The following is an 18,264-nucleotide window of genomic DNA, read 5'->3' as shown; positions in this document are numbered from 1 at the left end:
TGTTTATAATGCTTGGTGTGGTCCAAATATTTCGTAATGAATATTCGAGCTCTGTACACCTAAGTCAAGTAGTTGGCCTTTTACATAAGCCATAAATGAAGCTGGTCCACACAAATAAAATGCCCCTTCGCTAATAGGCAGTGATGCTTCAAGCACAGATAAATCTATAAGACCTGTGTAATCACATCCCCCACCACCTTGATTAAACCAGGTTAAGGTTTTTAGTTGTGGATGCATAGCCGTTTGCTGAGCTAGGTAGTCTTTAAATGAATACTCAAGGCTATTTTCACACGCGTGTAAGTAACTAATCGCTTGATTAGTATTGTCGCTCAATAGCGTTTGCAGCATAGCCATCATTGGGGTTTGGCCAACACCTGCAGAAATAAGCACAACGGGGCTTGTTGCATCTTTCAAAAAGAAATCACCTGCTGGTGGGTATAGCTCTACTAGTGCGCCCTGCTCTAGTGAGTGTAAATAATTAGACACCACGCCAGGCTGTGGTTGGCACTCTTTTTTAACGCTAATACGATAGTTTTTAGCATTGCTCTTTTGCGAAATAGAATACTGGCGGATCTCTTCATATTCTGCCCCCTCAGGCTTAACTTTAATGCCAAGATATTGTCCTGGCTTGTGGGAAATAACAGCTTTGCCGTCTAAAGGTGTGAGGATAAAGCTGGTTACAAATTCAGACTCAACATGTTTATGAGTAATTTCAAACTTCCGTGTACCTACCCAGCCACCATGATTATTTTTACTGTGTGCATACAACGCTGCTTCTTCGGTAATACAAATATCAGCCAGTAGGTTATAAGCTTCTCGCCATGCGTATTCAACATCAGCTGTAAACTGATCAGGAATAAGCTCTTTAAGTGTGCCGATCAAATGCGCCCCTACAATAGGGTAGTGTTCGGGTAAAATATTCAAGCTGGTATGCTTATGGTTAATTCTAGCTAATGCCTCTTTTAACACGGCTAAATTATCAATATTTTGCGCATACGCAGCCAAGGCATTAAATAATGCAAATTGCTGACGACCCGTTTCTTGGTTAGTCATATTAAAAATATGTTTAAGTTCCGGGTTATGGCTAAACATGCGCTTATAAAAATGATCGGTGACGGCTGTACCCGCTTCTGCAAGTAATGGAGCTGTACTTTTTACAATCTCAATAGTTTTTTCAGATAACATTTTGGTTTCCTATGGGTGAACTAACCACGACGCCCATCAACACGACGCCGCGTTAATATAGGAGTGCAGTGAATTAAAAATAATAAAAAGGCCAGTAACCAAAGCACAGCACTGATCTGCCAAGCTAGGTGTGGCCCAATAACAAAAGGCAGTAAAGAACGAGTAATCCCAGCCACTAACACTAAAGCAAAAGCAACCGCCATATAATGTGGAATAGTCAAAGAGCGCCCGGTATGCCCATGAGATACGCGTGTCATCATGGCTAAAATCATCATGCCGATACCACCAATAGTGATAAAATGCAGAGCATCTTTAAACAGTATTGCACTGCTATAAAAACTGATTGCCACTAACATTAAACCTATACCTAAAGCTAAATACGCAAAGTGTAACGACCATAATAATGGGACTTTTAGGACTTGCTTGTTCCACCAGCAAACACCGCGAACTAAATGCAAAAACGCTGCACTCATCACAACTAGTGCCGGGTTAATTACAGTGAAAAATAATTTACTAATAAAAAATAATGCTATCGCCAATACCGATAAGTATAAAATAGCTTTATCTATGTTTGGTGTGCGTACCTGCTTAGATAAGCCCAGCCCTTTGGCAGTAAAAAAGGGTAATACACGCCCAGCTACAACTCCCACCAACAAGCTTATAACCAGTACTGCGGTATCAACCATTGCAAGCGCTAGCTGCGTTTGGTTTTTTAGCACTAGTATTAAATACAACATATTGAGCGTACATAAAAATGAAAGAATAAATAAAAACAAGTAGTTGCGTTTACTGCTCGCTTTTATCAACATGCTGGCTAACACTATAATTACCGAGAGCCACCAAACAACTTGTAAAATCAGTACCGCATAAACATTAAACTGAGCAATGCTAGGCACAACTACAAAAAAACTAAGCCGTGCACTAAGCCATATTAGGCTAAGCCACATCAATGGTTTACCGTTAATACTTGCAACACCGGTCCATGTTTGTGCTGCAGTAAGTAAAAAGCCAGCCACAACCACGCCCGCAAAACCAAATAACATTTCATGTGCATGCCACAAATTAGCAGGCATAACTAAATACCACTGTGCATCGCCACTTAAAATAAGTAACCAATAACCCACAGACAAACACGCTAGTGATCCACCAGCTAAAAAAAAGGGTCTAAATGCCAACATCCATAATGACCATTGTGATACCTGATGAAATGCGACCTGCGCTGGCATAGGTTCGGCTAAGTTTATGGGCTTCATTAGCGCACCTCCTGTCCCAGCCCATGCTGTGCCACACAGCGCAGTACGTAACTCACTTTGAGAATAGCCGCGAGAACAATCGTGCTAATGTGTGCAAAAATTTGTACCGGTATAGAAAAGTAGCCCGCATAGGGATAACTTATTAACAGCGTAATCAACACCCCCAATACGCTAATACATAGCATCTTATTTGCATGAGATAGCACACGGTAATACAGAGAATTAGACTTCACTGAATAATTAACCTGTCCTAAAAAAATACTGCTCATAACAACTCCAATAACTGCTTTCGTTATTTTGTTATTACACAGACCATGCCAATTAAATAAAACTCTTAAATTCAACGCGTTATTTAATTTCACTTTACAAAAAGAGTCTTTATGACCTACTATAAAAACCAATTAAATACACTAACAGGTCATTTTGACATGAATCAGCAATTCAACCTGACTCAAGTTGCCTTGGAGCTTGCACAAAGCACCTTACATGCCCACAGTTTCGAGCAACTTTTAGCCACGGTTGAACGTGTTATTCCAAGTGATGCTAGCGCCTTGTTAATTCGCCAAGGCGAGCAATTAAAGCCTTTAGCGATTAAAGGTTTAATGCCTGATAGCTTAGGCAGGCGCTTTAACATTGCAGAGCATCCTCGCCTTGATGCTATTTGTAATCACCGCTTGGCACTGCAATTTGCACATGACTGCCCGCTCCCAGACCCATATGACGGCTTACTACTAGCTAAAACGGGTGATATTCCAGTGCATGCCTGCTTAGGGTTACCGCTTTATGATAAAGATTCGCTGCTTGGTATTTTGACCTTTGATAGCCTAAACGCTGATGCGTTTGACGGCATTACCGCTGATACGCTTAATACCTTACAAACCTTGTGCAGTGCGCACTTTAAAACAGCCCTAGAGCTTGCCCATTACAAACAACATGCCCAGCACTCAAGTGAATTAGTACAAGCGTTAAACCGTGAGGCGCTCAAGCGAGATGGTGGTGAAATTATTGGCCAAAGCCCAGTAATACAAACCCTTAAAAACGAAATAAAGCTGGTTGCAGCCTCTAATTTTAGTGTATTAATTTTAGGTGATACTGGGGTCGGCAAAGAGTTGGTGGCGCGTAATATTCACTTGCATTCAGCACGCAAAGATCAGCCATTGATCCATTTAAATTGTGCATCACTGCCTGAAAACCTCGCCGAAAGTGAATTTTTTGGCCATGCAAAAGGCGCCTTTACGGGGGCACAAAATGCTCGCCAAGGTAAGTTTCAATTAGCCGATGGCGGTACCTTATTTTTGGATGAAATAGGCGAGCTACCACTAGCAATGCAAAGTAAATTATTACGGGTACTGCAAAGTGGCGAAGTACAAACCGTTGGTGAAGATGAACTTAAATATGTTGATGTTAGAGTGATTGCAGCCACTAACCGTGATTTGAAACACGAAGTAGAACAGGGGCGATTTCGCGCCGACTTATATCATCGCCTAAGTGTGTACCCGTTAAGCGTGGCACCGTTAAAAGCCCGTGATGAAGATGTTATTTTATTAGCCGGTTATTTTTTGGAAAAAACAGCTCGTAAGCTTGCGATTAAACAGCTAAAACTCAGCATTGAAACGCAATTACTGCTAAAAAAATATGACTGGCCTGGCAATGTAAGAGAGCTGGAACATGTTATTAATCGCGCCGCATTAAAAGCTAAACAGCATCAATGGCAGCAACCAATTATTACTATTGAGCCAGAGCATTGCGAGCTAAATTTAAGCGCTGTTAACACCTTAGCTCTTGAACACTCAAACCAGCTTGCAACCACACCTTTAACAAACAACATTTCGTTAAAACAAGCCACCGATACTTACACTCAGCAGCTTATTATACAGCAACTTAAACAACATAATTATAACTGGGCAAGCACAGCGCGTAGTTTACAGGTCGACCGCGCTAACTTAACACGGCTAGCCAAGCGCTTGGGTATTTCTATAAAAAAATCGTTGTAGCTTTTTTAACTTAATTTACGCTGCTTAAAATAGGTTTTTAATAACTGACTAAACGCTTGCACTTTCGCAGTACGATGCACTAAATGATGCGTCACTAACCATAAGTCAGTAGGCCAACTAAGTTCGTTAGGTAATACAGGCACTAAATCAGAGTATTGCGCTGCAACATCATGTTGTAATCCGCCAATCCCTAGCCCCTTAACGATGGCGCGAGTAGCCTCTGAGGTTTCTGATACTCTAAGTTTAACTTGCGACGAGGGGATATTTTCATCAACCCACGAAAAATAAGGCACTTTGCCATTATACCCAGCCACACCCGATACAAAATTATGCACCGAGAGTTGTGCTAACGTTTGTGGCAAGCCATAACGACTAATGTAATGTTTTGAGGCATAAAATCCTGACGAGAGTGCCGCCAAGTGCTGCGCAATATAATCACCTTCATCCGGTCTAGGGCCTGCTCTTACAGCGATATGTGCTTGGCCATGGTCTAAGCGCAAACGCTTTTGATCCATAATCACTTGTAATTGCACTTGCGGATGCAAGGTTTGAAACTGCTCGCATACCTCACTTAATACATCTATAAAACCACTCACAGTGGTGAGTAACAAACTACCTTGTAAGGTACTATCTGCTGCAATTATGTCACTGTGTAAACGCTCTAGCTCACCGTTAATTGCTTGTGCTGTGGTAAATAACTTAGCGCCAATCTCTGTGACTTTGTAGCCACGAGCATGGCGGTGGAATAATCGCGCATTTAAGCTTTTTTCTAAGTTATTAATTCGTCTGAGCACCGTGCTATGATGCACATCTAGCGCTTCGGCTGCTGCAGTTAAAGTACCTAACCGCGCCACCTCAAAAGCAACCTTAAGATCTTGCCAATCATCAAATTGAATTGCCATGGTAACCACTCTTCAAACTGTGCATATATGCACACAAGTTTTGCGTTTATTTGGCTTTTCTGCAAGTAATTATTTGTTAAAGTCATACCTATACACAATCAGCATCAGGATCAACTCATGACTACACCAAAAATTATTGCCCTAGCAGGTAGCTTACGTAAAGACAGCTTCCATCAAAAACTTATTAATGAAGCTGCACGTTTTGCACTAGAAAGTGGCGCTGAAGTGGAAGTGATTAAACTTGCAGACTTAGCCATACCAATGTTTGATGAAGATTTAGAAGCACAAGGCACACCAGCCGGCGTACAACAATTAAAGGACAAACTGCGCACAGCCGATGGTATTTTACTGGCCAGCCCAGAATATAATGGTTCTATTACCGCGGTGTTAAAAAATGCCATTGATTGGGCATCGCGCACCGAACAAGGCGCAGAGCCTGCATTTGCAAATAAAGTAACCGCATTATTTGCAGCATCACCAGGTGGACTTGGCGGCTTACGTGGCTTAAATCACGTGCGTGATATTTTATCTGGCATTGGCAGTTTAGTATTAGCCAATCAATTAGCTGTACCGGCTATTCATACTTTGTTAGACGAAAACGGCCGTATTAACGACCCTGCTACCGCTGAAAAAGTAGCCGGCCTTGCGCAGCAGTTGGTTAGCGTAGCAAGTAAACTAAAATAAACATTCGCTACAACTTTGTTGCTGCAAGCTTTGCAGCAATAAAGTCTTCATGGGTAACGTACAATAGGTTTGCAACACGACGAATAACGTATTCTTCTTGTGGATCAAGTTCACCATCTGAGTATGCTAATCGCCAGAGTAGTTCAACTATTTCAATGCGCTGCTTTGCACTGCATTGATTATTAATTTGCTTTGAAAATTGAAAATAATCAATGGCGTCATCTAAGCTCGAACTTGCCTGCTCAGTTAGCTCATCGACTGCTTCATCAGTTAAATCAAAATACTTTTTTAATGTCAGACTTAGCGTATGCTGCTCATCTGCCTGTAAATCGTTATCCGCTCGCATTACCTCAATTAATAACGCGGCAACCGCTGTTTTTAAATCATGTTGTTCAATATCATAATCTTGCTGATCAATACTCGAAAAAAGCTGTTTAATTTGCTTGAACATCACATTTCCCCTTTTTGGGTGTTAGACTTATATCATAACGGGTGTAATAGATATGCTGATCACACTACCCAAAATCAAGATGGAGTTAAAGGTTTATGAGCAGAAAAGCAAATCATTATATATATGGAAGTATTAGCTGGGTATTTTTAACAGCGTGTTCGAATGTGTCGGCAGAACAAACTGAAATGCAGCGACTCTATGACTTTGATGAAAAGGTGCATTACAAGCAAACTCAAATAGACACTAACAATTACCACTTAGAAATACAGTCTGATGACTATCCACATTTTAGAAACCAAAGTGTGTTTTTATTGCGCCACGCAAACCGTTTATGTCGCGATAACCCTTTCATGTTAAAAGTAACTGAAGGCGTGCAAGAGTATGAGCGCTTTCCAACTAAACCACGCGCTTATCAGCCACCACTGAGTGTATTTGTGCAGTGTGAAATGCCTGCAGAAAAAACCTCAAAGAAATAACACCTCGTTATGCTTCCATAAAACCACTGAGCGTTAAAACAGCCAGTGGTTTTAATATAAAAAGATTAGTTAACACCATACCCCCATGGTGCAGCCGGTGGTGTGATAGGCTTAGTTAAATCAAAGTCAACGCGGAATTCGCGACCTTGGCGAATGAGTCGGTAAGTGAACTTTTCAGGGTAAATATACATTTGCCATGTATTGCCAACCGATTGTGGTATGCCTTGGCTAACAAATAACTCTTTTGAATACTGATCAGCAGGGAATGACTGCATGTTAGTAAAACCCGCATCAAGCGTATGGCCACCATACATAGTTGATACATCATCAGTACCATCTTTATGGCGGTGATCGTGTTTTAGACTCAACCCACTGCCTGTTTTTGTGATGATCCACGTACGTGAGGCGTCATCACCCACATGAAACGGCACTTGTAGCTCACGTTCATTACACTTACGCACATGCATAACTAATTTTTTATCGGCAAATGAACTCGGCCCTGTGGCATTATCAACCGTTACTTTACCTTCAAAAGCTTTACCACAATGGGCAACAATATTATCAAAAAAGCCATCATGGCTTGGAATTGATACTAAAGGCGCAGGGCGTGCTATTGCAGCGGTTGATGCAAGCATTAGTGCTGCAGCTGTTAATAATTTCATAATGTATCCCTAAACATGTAAAAAATTAGCTTAGCGTTTAAACAAACACAAAGACAATAATCACGATGAACAGCATCTGACAGCAATAAAAAACGCGGCTTATGCCGCGTTTTACTATCTAGTATCTTTTAAACTATTCACTGCCAAGGACGCTCAGCAGCAAGTTTTGCTTCAAATGCATCAATTTGTGGGTTCAGGGTCTCGGTTACACCGATAAAGTCTAAGCCACTTAATAAACGCTCTTTCACGTCTTTGCGAATATCAAAGCTGATTGGCGCAAATTTATTGCTGCGCAATTGCTGGTTTTCTAAATCCACATCAATGTGAATATCGTCATGCTGCTCACTTAACACAAATAAGTCTTCTAATATTTGCGCTGGCAATGCAATAGCAAGCATTTGGTTATTACCACAGTTATTAAAGAAAATATCAGCAAAGCTTTCAGCCAAAATCACTTCAAAACCATATTGTTTAAGCGCCCATGGTGCGTGCTCACGTGATGAACCACAACCAAAATTATCGCGGGTTAGTAGTATTTGCGCGCCTTGATAGCAAGGACGGTTCAAAATAAAATCAGGGTTTGCCTCGCCATTATCTAAATAACGCCAATCGTAAAATAGCGCAGCATCAAAACCATCACGGCTGGTTGAAGTTAAAAACTGCTTTGGAATAATTTGGTCGGTATCGACATTGTTTTTATCAAGTGGGGCCATTAAGCCACTAAAATAAATGCTCATTAGGCTTCTCCTCTAATATCAACAAAGTGGCCATGTATTGCTGCCGCTGCCGCCATTGCTGGGCTCACTAAGTGTGTACGCCCACCTCGACCTTGGCGTCCTTCAAAGTTACGGTTAGATGTAGATGCACAGCGCTTACCTGCACCTAAGCGATCGTCATTCATTGCTAAACACATAGAACAACCCGGCTCACGCCATTCAAATCCTGCAGCTTTAAATATGTCGGCAAGGCCTTCATCTTCTGCTTGTTGTTTAACCAAACCTGAGCCAGGAACAATTAATGCCTCAACGCCAGCAACCACTTGCTTGCCTTCAACAATTTTTGCAGCGGCGCGTAAATCTTCAATGCGGCTGTTGGTGCATGAGCCAATAAATACTGTGTCTACTTTGGCAGTTGATAACTTATCGCCCGCTTTTAAACCCATGTATTTAAGTGCACTACGAATGGCATCAGCTTTAATTAAATCAGTTTCTTTGTCTGGATCTGGAATACATTCGTCAACGCCAATCACTTGCTCTGGGTTAGTCCCCCAGGTGATTTGTGGTTGAATATTAGCAGCATCTAGCTTTACCTCTAAGTCAAAGGTTGCGCCATCATCAGTTTTTAAGGTTTCCCAGTAGGCAACAGCGGCGTCAAAATCAGCGCCTTTTGGTGCAAATGGACGCCCTTTTAAGTACTCGTAAGTGATTTTATCTGGGGCAATTAAACCTGCCTTGGCACCCATTTCAATACTCATGTTACACAACGTCATGCGCGCTTCCATAGAAAGCGCCTCTATGCCTTCGCCACAAAATTCAGCCACATAACCCGTACCACCAGCAGTGCCTAGTTTACCTATAACCGCCATAATTAAATCTTTAGCAGTTACTGTTGGGCGTAACACACCGTTAATTTGAATTTTTAACGACTTAGCCTTTTTTTGCTGTAGCGTTTGCGTAGCTAATACGTGCTCAACTTCTGAGGTTCCAATACCATGGGCAAGCGCTCCAAACGCGCCGTGGGTTGAGGTATGACTATCGCCGCATACTATGGTGGTGCCTGGCAAAGTGATCCCTTGCTCTGGGCCAATCACATGTACTATACCTTGATTTACTGAATTTAGGTCGTACAGCAAAATACCAAATTCTTTACAGTTTGCATCCAGTGCCATTAGTTGATTTTTAGAGACTTCGCTGGCTGCATCTAATGAACGGCTTTTAGTTGAAACATTATGATCCATGGTCGCAATGGTTTTTTCTGGACAGCGCACTTTACGATTTTTTTCACGTAAACCTGCAAATGCTTGTGGCGACGTCACTTCGTGTACTAAATGACGGTCAATATAAAGTAAATCGGTTTGCTCGTTGATGCTGGCAACCGTGTGTGCTTGCCAAATTTTATTGTATAAAGTTTGAGCCACTTGCTAACTCCCTGATCTGATTGAGCCACAGCCTAACGGTGCTGTGGCTTTAATAGTTAAATGCGTGAAACAATAGCCGCTGCAACATCGGTGGTGGTGTAGCCGCCCTGCGGATAAATATCAGGCGTCCCCACACCCGCTTCAACCGCCTCTGCAACTGCTTTTTCAATGGTGCGAGCCGCTTCATCTTGTCCTAATGAATAACGTAACATTAATGCGGCACTTAAAATTTGTGCAATAGGGTTAGCGACCCCTTTTCCGGCGATATCGGGCGCTGAGCCACCCGCGGGTTCATACAAGCCAAAGCCTGATTGATTTAAGCTAGCCGAAGGTAATAGCCCCATTGAGCCAGTGATCATCGCGCATTCGTCCGATAAAATGTCGCCAAATAAGTTATCGCACAGTAATACATCAAACTGGCTAGGCTGTTTAACTAGCTGCATCGCTGCATTATCTACATAAATATAATCTAAGCTCACCTCAGGAAACTCTTTACTCACTTCAGTGACTACTTCACGCCAAAGTACACTTGATGCTAAAACATTGGCTTTATCAACCGAGGTTACATGATTGCTGCGCAATTTAGCGGCCTCAAAAGCAAAACGTGCAATACGCTCAATTTCTTTACGCGAGTATGTTTGGGTGTCAAATGCCGCTTCTTCAGCACCTTCGCCACTGCGACCTTTTTCACCAAAATAAATACCGCCGGTTAGCTCACGCACACACAAAATATCAAAGCCTTTTTCACTAATATCAGCACGAAGTGGTGATGCTGCGTTTAATGCAGGTAATAACTGCGCTGGGCGCAAATTACAAAACAAACCAAAATGTTTGCGTAGCGGTAATAATGAGGCACGCTCTGGTTGTTCATTCGTTGGTAGGTTTTCCCACTTAGGACCACCCACGGAGCCAAATAAAATAGCATCGGCGTTTTCACAGGCTTTTAAAGTGGTATCAGGAAGTGCTTTGCCAAATTCATCAATGGCTGCGCCGCCAATCGCGTGGTGCTCACGGTTCAGAGTAAAACCAAATTTATCACTGACTGCGTCAAGTACTTGCTCTGCAGCTGCCATAACTTCTGGGCCAATACCGTCGCCTGCTAATACGGCAACGCTGTAATGTGTTTTACTCATCCTGCTTTCCTTTGTTGTTTTAAATCAGACACTTTTTGTGCTCGATAAATTAAGTTATAAACCCGAACCATAGCCCGTACTGAGGCTTCGACCACATCGGCCGCAATACCAGCACCGTGATAGGGATGACCATCGTATTTAGCAATAATATTCACTTGCCCTAATGAGCTGGCGCCTTGGCCGGTGGCCTCTAAATTGTATTCAATCATTTCAACACTCATACCTGTTAAGCGCTCAATAGCAGCAAACGAAGCTTCAACTGGACCATTACCTGTTGCGGCTTCTTGTTTTGCTTCGCCATCAATCAGCAAGCCTATGGTTGAGCTGGCCACCGATTGTGAATTAGACGCAGAGTTAACAAACTCTAACTGGTACTTTTCGTCTTTGTCGTTAATTTGATTAAAGTAAATCATGGCCTCTAAGTCGTAGTCGTATACTGTGCCTTTTTGATCAGCCAGCGCAACGAAACTTTGGTATAAGCTATCCATGTCGTAATCTGATTTTTGATAGCCTAATTCTTCTAAGCGGTGTTCTATAACATGACGGCCTGAACGTGAGGTCATATTTAATTGATTACTTGGTACGCCAACACTTTCTGGTGACATAATTTCATAAGTGTTTTGCGCTTTTAATACACCGTCTTGATGAATACCTGAGCTATGAGCAAACGCATTTTCGCCAACAATCGCTTTATTTGGCTGTACCGGCATATTACAAATTTTGGCCACTTGACGAGAGGCGCGATAAATTTCTTCGCTTTTTATGTCGGTATATACGTTTAAGTGGTCTTTACGCATTTTCATGATCATTGCCACTTCTTCAAGTGAACAGTTCCCCGCACGCTCACCTATACCATTAATGGTGCATTCAATTTGGCGTGCACCGGCTTGCACTGCGGCCACGGAGTTGGCAACGGCTAAACCTAAATCGTTGTGGCAATGTACACTTAAACGCGCTTTATCTATATTTGGCACGTTATTCATTAAATGACGGATCATTGCTGCGTATTCATCTGGGGTGACAAAACCGACTGTATCAGGCAAATTAATTGTTGATGCACCGGCATTAATTGCTTGCTCAACAATTTTGCATAAATCCCAATGCGGTGTACGCCCAGCATCTTCACACGAAAACTCAACATCATCGGTATAGTTACGCGCTAATTTAATAGATTTAACAGCCATTGCAGTGGCATCATCAAGACTCATACGCAACTTGTGTTCAAGATGAAGCGGGCTGGTGGCAATAAAAGTATGAATACGGCTTTGCTGTGCAGCGCGCAGCGCATCGCCACAGGCCTCGATATCTTTGGCAACCGAGCGAGCTAAGCCACAAATAATAGGGCCTTTAACCTCGGTGGCAATACGTTGCACTGAGCGAAAGTCAGCTGGGCTCGACACCGGAAACCCCACTTCCATTACATCCACATTTAAGCGGCTAATGGTATGCGCCAGTTGAACTTTATCGTCTTCTGTTAGGCTTGCTTTTAGTGCCTGCTCACCATCACGTAAGGTGGTATCAAAAATCCATACTTTATCTTGCTGTTGCATAACTGCCCCTCAATTCCTGTATTACCCAAATTTCGATTTATCCCTGCAGCGAGATAAAAAAAACCCCGCGGTTGCGGGGTTTTTAATGTTTAGCTCAATGCAAACACACTAATCCCCGCTCACTTGCCACAGCAGTAAGAGGTTTAGGTTTAGTGTAATTAAGCGAATAGTTTGCATCTGTTTTCTTGTGTGTGTGTCCAATGAAGCTTATTTTTATCATTGCAACGCAGTTGGCGCAAGCATAAAAATACCAAACAAATAATTAAAGGGGACTTTCTGGGGATTTAAAATTCAAACAAAATTGGATAGCAGAATAAAATATCCAACTTAAACCTAGAGCAGGTTTAAATTAATAAGCGCTGTAAAATACAGCGCTTATTTTAACTTTTTTAATATTTATTCTTTATTTTCAGCACGTACGTAATTTGACGCGCCGCGCGTAATATAACGTAACTGCCATATAACTCGCTCAATCAGTTCATCGCGTTGCTGACCTTCAATATCGAGCGCTTCAGCGCCTGCATTAAATACCAAAGTAACCATGGCTTCTGCCTGAATATACGCATGAATAGCATCGCAGGGGGTTTCACTTTCTAAATAATGTGCGAGTTCTAAAATAAAGTGTTTCACTTCACGTGCCACTGCTGCTCTAAATGCTTTTGAGGTACCTGAGCGTTCACGCAGCAAAAGTCTAAACTGATTGCTTGAGTTATCAATAAACTCCATAAAAGTAACCACAGAGGTGTTGATGACACTGCCACCACTGGCTATTCGTCTGCGTGCTTGGCGCATCAGCTGGCGCAGGGTTAAACCCGCTTCATCAACCATGGTTAAGCCCAACTCGTTCATATCTTTAAAGTGACGATAAAAAGAGGTAGGCGCAATACCAGCTTCGCGTGCTACTTCACGCAAGCTTAAATTAGAAAAGCTATGATCAGCACTAAGTTGATTAAATGCAGCTTCAATTAATGCTTGTCGTGTTTTTTGTTTCTGTTGTGCTCTAACACCCGACATCAACAGCTCCCTGAGTGAATTTGTAATAAATTTTTAATTAAAAAAATAGCTAATAGTACAGTCTAATACTTGACGGCAGCAGATTGAAATATTATTTTAGCGTACAGTTGTACGCTGAGAAATGAGAAACATGAAAAAACCACCGATTATATGGACCAACGTCCTTTTCTTTAGCCTGACGTTTTTGGCTGCTATTACACTTGTACCTTGGTATGGGTTTAACTATGGCTTTACAGGCACGCAGTGGGTTGCTTTTGTAGCTTGCATGTTTTTTGCAGGATTATCGATCACCGCGGGCTACCATCGTTTATGGGCGCACAAAACTTACAACGCTCACCCTGTGGTTGAATTTATTTTTGCCCTTGGTGGTGCCTTTGCGCTACAAAACAGTGCGCTGCATTGGAGTAGCGATCATCGAATTCACCATGGTCAAGTTGATGACCCAGTTAAAGACCCTTATGCCGCCACTAATGGCTTTTGGTACAGTCACATTGGCTGGATGCTTCGCGACTACCAAGGCGACAGCTACGATGATTACAGCAACTGTCGTGATTTACAGCGAAATAAAATTGTTATGTGGCAGCACAAGCATTACTTAAAATTGGTAATTGCCATGAATGTTGGTTTACCGCTAGTACTCGGCTTAATGCTTGGTGATGTATGGGGCATGTTACTGTTAGCAGGCTTATTGCGTTTAGTGCTGAGTCAGCACTTTACCTTTTTTATTAACTCAGTAGCACACATTTGGGGTTCACGTCCTTACACTGAAAAAAATACCGCGAGAGACAATGGCTTTTTAGCACTATTTACCTACGGTGAGGGTTATCATAACTTCCATCATATTTTTGCCAGCGATTACCGTAATGGCATTAAATGGTTTCATTACGACCCAACAAAATGGATGATCCGCTCACTCGCTGCCATTGGTTTAGCGAGTAAATTAAAGCGTACACCGGTTGAGCGCATTGAAAAAGCTAAAGCAGAAACCTTAATGAGCAAAACACAAGGTCGCCTTGCAAAATTGCCTTTAGCGCAAGATAAGCTTACATTATTACAACAAGAGTACGATTTGTTGCTTAAAAAGCTGCAAAATTATTGCTCATTACAAAAACAAGTGTTGGAAGCTAAAAAAAATAATATGGCAAAGCAGTGTGAAAAGTCGGCATTAATGGCACAATATCACGAGCTTGAAGCCGCCTGGGAAACACAAAAACAGGCATGGCTAGCACTTAATGCGAGGTTATTAAAAGCCTCTTTTAGTTAAAATAGGAGTGGCTGTGGCCAAACAACCAGAAAAGAAAAAAGTACCCGTGAGCTACCAATATGATGCAATCATTATTGGCACGGGTCCTGGCGGTGAAGGGACCGCTATGAACCTCTCTAAAAGTAACAAAAAAGTAGCGGTTATTGAACGCCAAACTGCTGTTGGTGGTGGTTGTGTTCACTGGGGAACCATTCCTTCAAAGGCACTTCGCCATTCGGTTAGTCGCTATATCGAATACAAAGCAAACCCTTTGTTTAACGTAGGTGAGCGCCCAGTAAGACTTACTTTTCCAGATATTTTACGCCATGCCAGCTCGGTAATTTCAAAGCAATCAAACTTACGCAGCAGCTTTTACGATCGTAACCGCATTCATATGTTTCAAGGCGATGCTAGCTTTGTTGATAAGCACACTATTGAAATTAGACGTAATGACGGTTCAACTGAACGCCTAACTGCACAAACTATTGTTATTGCTACCGGCTCACGCCCTTATCGCCCACCAGGTGTTGATTTTACCCATTCGCGTATTTATGAAAGTGACACAATTTTAGGCCTTGAACACGACCCGCATCGCGTACTTATATACGGCGCGGGTGTAATTGGCTGTGAATACGCATCTATCTTTAAAGGGCTAGGTGCAAAGGTTGATTTAGTAAATACTCGCGATCGCCTACTTGCGTTTATGGATGCTGAAATATCTGATGCGCTTAGCTATCACTTTTGGAATAGTGGCATTGTTATTCGTCATAACGAAGAATTTGATCGCATTGAAACCCGCGATGACTGTGTTGTTATGCATTTAAAATCAGGTAAACGTGTAAAGGCTGACTGCATTTTATTTGCCAATGGCCGTACTGGTAATACCGATACACTGAATTTAGAAGCGATTGGCTTAAAAGCAGATAGCCGCGGACAAGTAAAAGTAAACGAAACCTACCAAACAGAAATAGACAATGTATACGCAGTAGGCGATGTTATTGGCTACCCAAGCCTTGCTAGTGCAGCCTTTGACCAAGGCCGGATTGCCGCAGATGCCATCGCTTCTGGTAACTGCGATGAAAAGCTGATTATTGATATTCCAGCCGGTATTTATACTATTCCTGAAATGAGTTCTGTTGGTAAAACAGAGCAGCAATTAACTGCCGCAAAAGTACCGTACGAAGTGGGACGTGCGCAATTTAAACACTTAGCACGCGCACAAATTGCAGGCACCGATGTGGGTAGCTTAAAAATATTGTTCCACACTGAAACCAAAGAAGTACTTGGCGTGCATTGCTTTGGCGAGCGTGCCTCTGAAATTGTTCACATTGGCCAAGCTATAATGGAACAAAAAAATGGTGGCAACACCATCGACTACTTTGTAAATACAACGTTTAACTACCCAACAATGGCAGAAGCTTATCGAGTTGCGGCATTAAATGGCTTAAACCGCTTGTTTAAGTAAAAACTTAAGTAAAATAGTTTGCACAAAAAAGCCCGCTAATTAGCGGGCTTTTTATTGCTAGTTCACAACTTACTTATGATATTGTGCACTTAGCTCATGCACAGCGTTAATAAATACACCCGCATTTTCTGGATCAACATCAGGTGTAATACCATGACCTAAGTTAAATACATGACCATTGCCAGTGCCAAAGTCTTCTAAAATAGTGCCGACTTCTTGGCGAATACGATCTGGCGTGCCGTGTAGCATTGAAGGATCCATATTGCCTTGTAGTGCCACTTTATCGCCAACACGACGTTTGGCATCACCAATATTAATAGTCCAATCTAGGCCTACTGCATCACAACCTGTTGCTGCAATTGCCTCAATCCATTGGCCACCATTTTTAGTGAATAAAGTAACCGGTACTTTACGGCCATCATTTTCGCGAATTAAACCATCAACGATTTTATGCATATACTGCAGTGAAAACTCATTGTAGTCACGCGGGCTCAATACACCGCCCCACGAATCAAATATCATCAGCGATTGTGCACCCGCTTTAACTTGCGCGTTTAAGTAATCAATCACTGAATCAGCTAGCTTATCAAGCAATAAATGCAGTGTTTGTGGCTCAGCAAACGCCATTTTTTTGATTTTACCAAAAACCTTACTGCTTCCGCCTTCAACCATATAAGTTGCAAGTGTCCAAGGTGAACCCGAGAAACCAATTAATGGCACTTCACCTTTAAGCTCACGACGAATAGTGCTTACAGCATTCATTACGTAGCCAAGCTCATCGGTAGGATCAAGTTTTGGAATTTTTTTAACATCGGCTAATGATGAGATTGGGCGTTCAAACTTAGGGCCTTCACCTGTTTCAAAGTACAAACCTAATCCCATTGCATCGGGAATAGTTAAAATATCACTAAATAAAATAGCGGCATCTAACGGGTAACGGCGCAGAGGCTGTAAAGTTACTTCACAGGCTAACTCAGCATTTCTACACAGGCTCATAAAATCGCCCGCTTGTGCACGTGTAGCACGGTATTCAGGTAAATAACGTCCAGCTTGACGCATCATCCATACTGGCGTGACATCAACAGGTTGCTTGGCAAGGGCACGTAAATAACGGTCGTTTTTTAATTCGCTCATAGCGTATAGAGTCCTAGGGCTTTTAGAAATTGTGCAAGATTGTACCACCATATTTGCGCCCTCTCTATCGCTAAGCGATTAAATCGCCACAGAGTAGCGCCAGATCAAGTAATTTTTAGTTTTCATTTCGTTTTGTATATAAAACAACCTAACAAACGTTAATAATAAAAACTTTTCATTAAACTATTTGCAACATTTAAAAAAGCTTGGTATTGTTACTCCCGCGTTAACAAAACAATAACAAAAATCGTTAATACAAAAATAATAAAAATCTCTAATAAAAATAAGAATGCTTGTTTAAACAAGTCTAATAAAGAAATTAAACCACCGTAACAGGTGGTTTTTTCTTGCCTGAAATAAATTACTTACAACTTATACCTTAAACAAAACCCTCTGTGGTACTACATCTATTTTACTTGTTGATATACACGCCAATTAAATATATCTTGGATGATAGAAACTTTATTACCAATTAAAAATCCAACCCAGCTTAGGAGAAGAATTATGCTGAAGCGTGTAGAAAAAGCTCAACAAAAGTGGGGGGGTAGCCATACGGTCATCGACAATTGGTTAAACGAACGCCAAGAGCTGATTGTGCTTTATTGTAAAATTGCAGGCTTTTCACCTTACGAGAAAAAAGATCAATCTTTGCCTGAACCATCACAAATTCAAGCATTTTGCCAAATCTTAATGGATTACCTATCGGCCGGCCACTTTGAAGTGTACGACGATATTGCTAAAGCTTGCGAAAAGAAAGGCCTAGAAAGCCAACAACTAGCAAATACTATATACCCACGTATTTCAGATACCACTGACATTGCTCTAGATTTCAATGACAAGTACGCTGAAGTAGACGCAGAAGATTTGTTAGTCGGATTTGATAATGACCTATCGATTATTGGTGAAGCACTCGAAGCGCGCTTTGCACTCGAAGATGAGTTAATTGATAACTTATATTCTAACCACACTGACTAATTAGTT

17 protein-coding genes are annotated in these 18,264 nt (G+C 41.8%); 6 read left to right on the top strand and 11 right to left on the bottom strand.

Annotated elements, in window-relative coordinates:
* Positions 1–3 precede the first annotated feature (3 nt).
* Both hmpA and CWB78_RS01870 read right to left on the bottom strand, forming a co-directional pair.
* Complete coding sequence (gene hmpA, locus CWB78_RS01875; RefSeq protein WP_138594019.1) at positions 4–1,185, bottom strand: NO-inducible flavohemoprotein; 1,182 nt, start codon at positions 1,183–1,185, stop codon at positions 4–6.
* Positions 1,186–1,205: 20 nt separating this feature from the next.
* The gene (locus tag CWB78_RS01870) at positions 1,206–2,438 is read right to left on the bottom strand and encodes an NnrS family protein (RefSeq protein ID WP_138594018.1); all 1,233 of its coding nucleotides are present in this window, start codon (positions 2,436–2,438) and stop codon (positions 1,206–1,208) included.
* Positions 2,439–2,866: 428 nt separating this feature from the next.
* Here CWB78_RS01870 and norR point away from each other — a divergent pair, with 428 nt between their 5' ends.
* Complete coding sequence (norR, locus tag CWB78_RS01860; RefSeq protein ID WP_041709591.1) at positions 2,867–4,432, top strand: nitric oxide reductase transcriptional regulator NorR; 1,566 nt, start codon at positions 2,867–2,869, stop codon at positions 4,430–4,432.
* A 5-nt stretch (positions 4,433–4,437) separates the two neighbouring features.
* Here the strand turns inward: norR and CWB78_RS01855 are convergent, their stop codons facing one another.
* Positions 4,438–5,334 carry a LysR family transcriptional regulator gene (locus CWB78_RS01855; protein WP_010392364.1) on the bottom strand — a complete coding sequence of 299 codons (897 nt, stop codon included), beginning with the start codon at positions 5,332–5,334 and terminating at the stop codon, positions 4,438–4,440.
* A gap of 117 nt (positions 5,335–5,451) precedes the next feature.
* Here CWB78_RS01855 and CWB78_RS01850 point away from each other — a divergent pair, with 117 nt between their 5' ends.
* A complete protein-coding gene (locus CWB78_RS01850) occupies positions 5,452–6,018 on the top strand; it encodes an NADPH-dependent FMN reductase (protein ID WP_138594017.1) in 567 nt (188 codons plus the stop codon).
* A gap of 7 nt (positions 6,019–6,025) precedes the next feature.
* Here CWB78_RS01850 and CWB78_RS01845 read toward each other — a convergent pair whose 3' ends face one another.
* The gene (locus CWB78_RS01845) at positions 6,026–6,469 is read right to left on the bottom strand and encodes a tellurite resistance TerB family protein (RefSeq protein ID WP_036980539.1); all 444 of its coding nucleotides are present in this window, start codon (positions 6,467–6,469) and stop codon (positions 6,026–6,028) included.
* A gap of 95 nt (positions 6,470–6,564) precedes the next feature.
* Here CWB78_RS01845 and CWB78_RS01840 point away from each other — a divergent pair, with 95 nt between their 5' ends.
* Positions 6,565–6,945 carry a hypothetical protein gene (locus tag CWB78_RS01840; RefSeq protein WP_010392359.1) on the top strand — a complete coding sequence of 127 codons (381 nt, stop codon included), beginning with the start codon at positions 6,565–6,567 and terminating at the stop codon, positions 6,943–6,945.
* A gap of 65 nt (positions 6,946–7,010) precedes the next feature.
* Here CWB78_RS01840 and CWB78_RS01835 read toward each other — a convergent pair whose 3' ends face one another.
* The 6 genes from CWB78_RS01835 to fabR form a co-directional block, all read right to left on the bottom strand.
* Positions 7,011–7,607, bottom strand: coding sequence for a hypothetical protein (locus CWB78_RS01835; RefSeq protein WP_138594016.1), 597 nt, complete (start codon positions 7,605–7,607; stop codon positions 7,011–7,013).
* A gap of 137 nt (positions 7,608–7,744) precedes the next feature.
* A complete protein-coding gene (gene leuD, locus CWB78_RS01830) occupies positions 7,745–8,344 on the bottom strand; it encodes a 3-isopropylmalate dehydratase small subunit (RefSeq protein ID WP_055012750.1) in 600 nt (199 codons plus the stop codon).
* Positions 8,344–9,744, bottom strand: a complete 1,401-nt coding sequence (leuC, locus tag CWB78_RS01825; protein WP_138594015.1) for a 3-isopropylmalate dehydratase large subunit — start codon at positions 9,742–9,744, stop codon at positions 8,344–8,346. The genes leuD and leuC overlap by 1 nt, the downstream gene beginning before the upstream one ends.
* 56 nt (positions 9,745–9,800) lie before the next feature.
* Complete coding sequence (gene leuB, locus CWB78_RS01820) at positions 9,801–10,877, bottom strand: 3-isopropylmalate dehydrogenase (RefSeq protein WP_138594014.1); 1,077 nt, start codon at positions 10,875–10,877, stop codon at positions 9,801–9,803.
* The gene (leuA, locus tag CWB78_RS01815) at positions 10,874–12,427 is read right to left on the bottom strand and encodes a 2-isopropylmalate synthase (RefSeq protein ID WP_138594013.1); all 1,554 of its coding nucleotides are present in this window, start codon (positions 12,425–12,427) and stop codon (positions 10,874–10,876) included. Before leuA ends, leuB begins: the two co-directional genes overlap by 4 nt.
* A gap of 396 nt (positions 12,428–12,823) precedes the next feature.
* Entirely contained in the window at positions 12,824–13,441 is a 618-nt protein-coding gene (fabR, locus tag CWB78_RS01810; protein ID WP_008114202.1) for an HTH-type transcriptional repressor FabR, read from the bottom strand.
* Between the two features lie 130 nt (positions 13,442–13,571).
* On the opposite strand from fabR, the gene CWB78_RS01805 reads away from it, so the two are divergent.
* Positions 13,572–14,705 (top strand): acyl-CoA desaturase, encoded by a 1,134-nt coding sequence (locus CWB78_RS01805; protein ID WP_054202812.1) that lies wholly within the window; start codon positions 13,572–13,574, stop codon positions 14,703–14,705.
* Positions 14,706–14,718: 13 nt separating this feature from the next.
* Entirely contained in the window at positions 14,719–16,149 is a 1,431-nt protein-coding gene (gene sthA / locus CWB78_RS01800) for a Si-specific NAD(P)(+) transhydrogenase (RefSeq protein WP_041709585.1), read from the top strand.
* A 69-nt stretch (positions 16,150–16,218) separates the two neighbouring features.
* Here the strand turns inward: sthA and hemE are convergent, their stop codons facing one another.
* Positions 16,219–17,283 (bottom strand): uroporphyrinogen decarboxylase, encoded by a 1,065-nt coding sequence (gene hemE, locus CWB78_RS01795; protein WP_008114207.1) that lies wholly within the window; start codon positions 17,281–17,283, stop codon positions 16,219–16,221.
* A gap of 504 nt (positions 17,284–17,787) precedes the next feature.
* On the opposite strand from hemE, the gene CWB78_RS01790 reads away from it, so the two are divergent.
* Entirely contained in the window at positions 17,788–18,258 is a 471-nt protein-coding gene (locus CWB78_RS01790; protein ID WP_075170817.1) for an Rsd/AlgQ family anti-sigma factor, read from the top strand.
* Positions 18,259–18,264 lie beyond the last annotated feature (6 nt).

The sequence above is a fragment of the Pseudoalteromonas sp. S1612 genome (assembly GCF_005887175.1).
Classification (GTDB): Bacteria; Pseudomonadota; Gammaproteobacteria; order Enterobacterales; family Alteromonadaceae; genus Pseudoalteromonas; species Pseudoalteromonas undina.
Note: the sequence above shows the minus strand (reverse complement) of the source record. Positions and strands in the feature narration are given on the sequence as shown.